This is a genomic window from Photobacterium sp. OFAV2-7, assembly GCF_022347985.1.
In the GTDB taxonomy this organism is placed as follows: Bacteria; Pseudomonadota; Gammaproteobacteria; order Enterobacterales; family Vibrionaceae; genus Photobacterium.
The window spans coordinates 1-3,774 of the sequence record NZ_JAKRFQ010000500.1 but is presented as its reverse complement, the minus strand read 5'-3'; the positions used below and the strand labels follow the sequence as shown (position 1 = coordinate 3,774).

The 3,774-nt window shown below is 43.0% G+C and carries 4 protein-coding genes; 3 read left to right on the top strand and 1 reads right to left on the bottom strand.

Annotated features, from left to right (window positions below; all coding sequences use genetic code 11):
* Window positions 1-356 precede the first annotated feature (356 nt).
* Both MHN01_RS19790 and MHN01_RS19785 read left to right on the top strand, forming a co-directional pair.
* Complete coding sequence (locus tag MHN01_RS19790; RefSeq protein WP_239412921.1) at window positions 357-1,172, top strand: cytochrome c; 816 nt, start codon at window positions 357-359, stop codon at window positions 1,170-1,172.
* Window positions 1,173-1,325: 153 nt separating this feature from the next.
* Window positions 1,326-2,015, top strand: coding sequence for a DNA alkylation repair protein (locus MHN01_RS19785; RefSeq protein WP_239412920.1), 690 nt, complete (start codon window positions 1,326-1,328; stop codon window positions 2,013-2,015).
* A 71-nt stretch (window positions 2,016-2,086) separates the two neighbouring features.
* Here MHN01_RS19785 and MHN01_RS19780 read toward each other — a convergent pair whose 3' ends face one another.
* On the bottom strand, window positions 2,087-2,782 hold the full coding sequence (locus MHN01_RS19780; RefSeq protein WP_075766052.1) for a MaoC family dehydratase: 696 nt from the start codon (window positions 2,780-2,782) through the stop codon (window positions 2,087-2,089).
* Window positions 2,783-3,338: 556 nt separating this feature from the next.
* Here MHN01_RS19780 and MHN01_RS19775 point away from each other — a divergent pair.
* On the top strand, window positions 3,339-3,774 hold a 436-nt coding region (locus tag MHN01_RS19775; RefSeq protein ID WP_239412919.1), incomplete at its 3' end, for a serine hydrolase.

Sequence of the window (3,774 nt, the reverse complement as noted above, 5' to 3'; positions counted from 1 at the left end):
ATCTATGATCATATGGATTACGTCGCAGAGGCGTTAATCAATGTATCCCACCGGGCCAGTCATTTATCAGGATTAGAGTTCTCATTTGAAGCTCCGGTGCTTCGTCATTTTACCTCAACATTCAGACCGGCTAGTAAATAGCTGTGTTGCTTTTTATAACGAAACAGTGGTGATATAGGGGCTGATCCCTGTTGTTACATAGCTCAAAATGAGTGAACAGTCTGGAACATCCTGTGATTTTGGTTCCAATATGTACAAGGCTCATCTCCCCCGGCTTGTTACTGACTATATTCAAAGTAAATCAGGTAATTAATCAACGGCCTAACCAATAATAACGAACAGAAGGGGGCATGGTGATGCGTTCAACTATATGGATGAAGTGGTTATCGATTTTTAGTTTGCTGTGTATGTGGTCGGTAAATGCTTATTCGGCAAAGCTGGTTTTTTCAGAAGATGGCGTCGTTTTTAAAGAGCTCACTTTGGTGGACATGAAGAAGCAGCTACTGACACACCAGATTGATATCTATGATCCTCAATATGAGAAAGACAAACGATATCTGGCTTTTTCTCTGCATGATGTCATGGCACTGGCTTATGGAAAATCTTGGGAAAGTAAGCTGAGTACCGACGTTAAGTTTGTTGCGCTTGACGGATACCAGGCAGTTTCGCCTTTCGATAAACTGTTAGAACAAGGCGGCTACATTGTATACCTTGATGCGGAGCAGCCTGATTGGGAACTTATTGGTCACAACCAGTCTAACCCCGGGCCTTTCTACATGGTCTGGACTGGCAACAAGCAGACGCCAAAGCAAGCCTATCCATGGCCTTATCAGTTGGCGGCTATTGATACGGTTGAGTTTAAAAATCAATACCCGGCGGTGTATCCTCAGCAAGTTAAAGAGACGACGAATGTATTTGCCGGGTTCAAATTATTTAAAGACAGGTGCATGAAGTGCCACGCATTGGATCAGCAAGGAGGAAAGGTCGGCCCTGACTTGAATGCCCCTATGAATATCCTAGCTTATCGCAGCCCCGAGGTATTGCGGGAGTACATTCGTCAGCCATCGAAATTTCGCTATACCCAAATGCCTGATCATACCGATCTTAGCTTCCAACAAATTGATAGCATTCTGGAGTATTTGGCCTACCAGGGCAAAGCTGCCAAACGTTGAATACCCTTAAAACGAGGGAGAATCAATGTCCAGTAAGCTCAGCAGCTTTGCTGAGCTTATCGATTGAAACTGCGTGATAAAAAGTGGTTTTCCGCTATTCCTAACTGTGTTCCAATACAAAAATAATAATAGTCAGTTGTAAAGGAAGTACTTATGTCTCTCATCATTCCCATGGTGATCTTTATGCAGCAGCGCATGGCAGAGGCAGGCAATGCCGAAGATGCAAAGGCGATGCAGGCATATATGAAGACTGAACAGCCGTTTTACGGTGTGAAGACACCGGAACGTCAGGCCATTTTTAAGCAGGCTCGCGAGCACACTAAAGTCAGCACATTTACGGACTATAGTCGCCTGGTTCTTTGGCTTTGGTCGGGAGAGAACCGGGAGGAGCAATACTTGGCCATGGATGCAGCCGAGTATTATAAAGCCTTTCGTACCAAGGAAGCATTTGAAATTTATGAAGAGATGCTTCTGGAGGCCAGTCATTGGGATACCGTAGATAAAATTGCATCTAACCTTATTGGTGACTTGGTTAAAGAACACCGTGAGTTGGAAGAAAAGCTAAGAGAGTGGCGTGTATCTGATAACATGTGGTTGCGCCGAGCGTCATTGCTGGCACATCTTAAGCATAAGTCTGAAACAAACGTTGCTTTACTGGAAGAAACAATCCTGATGTTGGCGCATGAAGAAGAGTTCTTTATTCGAAAAGCGATTGGCTGGGTGCTGCGAGAATATTCCAAAACCGATCCTGACTATGTGACAGAGTTTGTAGCTCACAATGAAGGTAAGCTTTCTGCACTAAGCAAGAAAGAAGCGTTAAAAGTGATTGAAAAAGTGCAGTAACCAGGTACAGATAATGAAAAAGGCCATCTCATGATGGCCTTTTAACGTTTGGTAATACAGTCTGACTTCGTTTAGAAATGCAGGCGGATCACAGATTCAGCGACACAGCCCGGACGGCGCACGCCCTCAATCTCAACTGTTAGTTCCTGAACGATTTCAAGTCCACGTTTGATAGGTGTAACTGACTGAATTTTTGTGCTGGCACGAACACGGTTACCTGCTTTTACCGGATAAGGGAAGCGTACCTGATTCAACCCGACATTAACGGTCATCTTCGCCGTTGGGAATTTCTGGTTGTCCGGATCAACACTGTCAGTCAGCACAGAAAGTAGCGACAGAGTTAAAAAGCCATGGGCAATAGTGGTTTTAAAAGGTGACTCTTCGGCCGCACGCTCCGGATCGGTGTGGATCCACTGATGGTCCTCAGTAACATCTGCGAAGCTGTTAATACGGTTTTGATCGACGGTTAGCCACTGTCCGACATGAATGACTTCACCAAGGGTGTCATTCAACTCATTGAACAGTTTTTCTGCTTCAGGCTTCATTACGATCGGCGCAGGCTGGGCAACAGGCTCAGCTGGTGCTGCTATATCGTCATTGGAGGCCAGTTTATGATCTTTTATTAAAAGACCGATCTGGCTATTGTTTGCCTTATTTCTAAGCTCAAGCCAGTAGTCACGCAGGGAAGGTGATAGGAAATCTTTAAGTTCGAACGGATGTAGTGAAAGAACATCACGCTTCTGTTTAAAAAAATCGACTACATTCATGACTATGTGACCTTATTAATATGTGTCTTGAAGTGGCTGAGGCTGTGTATTGTAGCGGTTATAGCCAACAATAAAAGTCATTTTGTGCCCTGGATCTCACTTTCAAGCTCATCCGATGAGTGTTTCTTTTTATTTATCAACTATATATGAATAACGCAAAGATAGTGCAAATAATCTAAAAATTGACATAACTATCACGTAAACGGTATGAATTCTCAATAAAACACTATTTTCAGCGAACACTTGTACACAATAAATATTATTTTCAGCGAACACCTGTACACATTTTTGCTATTTTGAGCGCACACTTGTAAGCAGTAATTATTAATTCAGTTGAATTAATAGCAAATAAATGCGTCATGTTAAAAAAGAGCAATAAAATAATCATAGAGGAAAAATAAGTATATTTCTTGAACTATTTTCTAATAAATGATTTTTTTTGTTCTATTTGCTGACACTTTATTGTTATCGAGTTTAATTCTCAATTCAGAGAAGATAATGTGCTGCTTTTAGGCGCTAACCTTAGTGAAAATTCGATAAGGTTGGTGTATCTGTGATGTGCAGATTGTGGTCTGTCTTCCTTCTCTTGCTGCCTTTGGGGGCTGCGTTGCCAGCCCCCAAAGACGAGATTGTTTTCGCACTCGATAGCTATGTGAAAAAGTCAGTGAAAAAAGGGATACCCGGTGCATCATTGGCTGTCATTATCAATGGCAATATTCGCTTGCTGCGTGGCTACGGGGTGACAAAAGCCGGTGGCAATAAGCGGATAAACTCAGCCACTGTTTTTCCGCTGGCATCAATATCGAAAACATTTGCATCGGCTGCAACATCGATATTGGTTTCCAAGGGGCTAATTGAATGGGATACCCATGTCATACCTTATCTTGACAATATTGAGTTCAGCGATCCTGATCTGGGTAAGAGCGTCACATTAAGGCATTTGCTGTCGCATACTACCGGATTGGTGCCTCAGGCTTACTCCGATATGTTGG

Bases quoted from the DNA above. Each gene is read 5' to 3' on its own strand.
- MHN01_RS19790 (WP_239412921.1), top strand. From the start codon at position 357: ATGCGTTCAACTATATGGATGAAGTGGTTATCGATTTTTAGTTTGCTG.
- MHN01_RS19785 (WP_239412920.1), top strand. From the start codon at position 1,326: ATGTCTCTCATCATTCCCATGGTGATCTTTATGCAGCAGCGCATGGCA.
- MHN01_RS19780 (WP_075766052.1), bottom strand. From the start codon at position 2,782: ATGAATGTAGTCGATTTTTTTAAACAGAAGCGTGATGTTCTTTCACTA.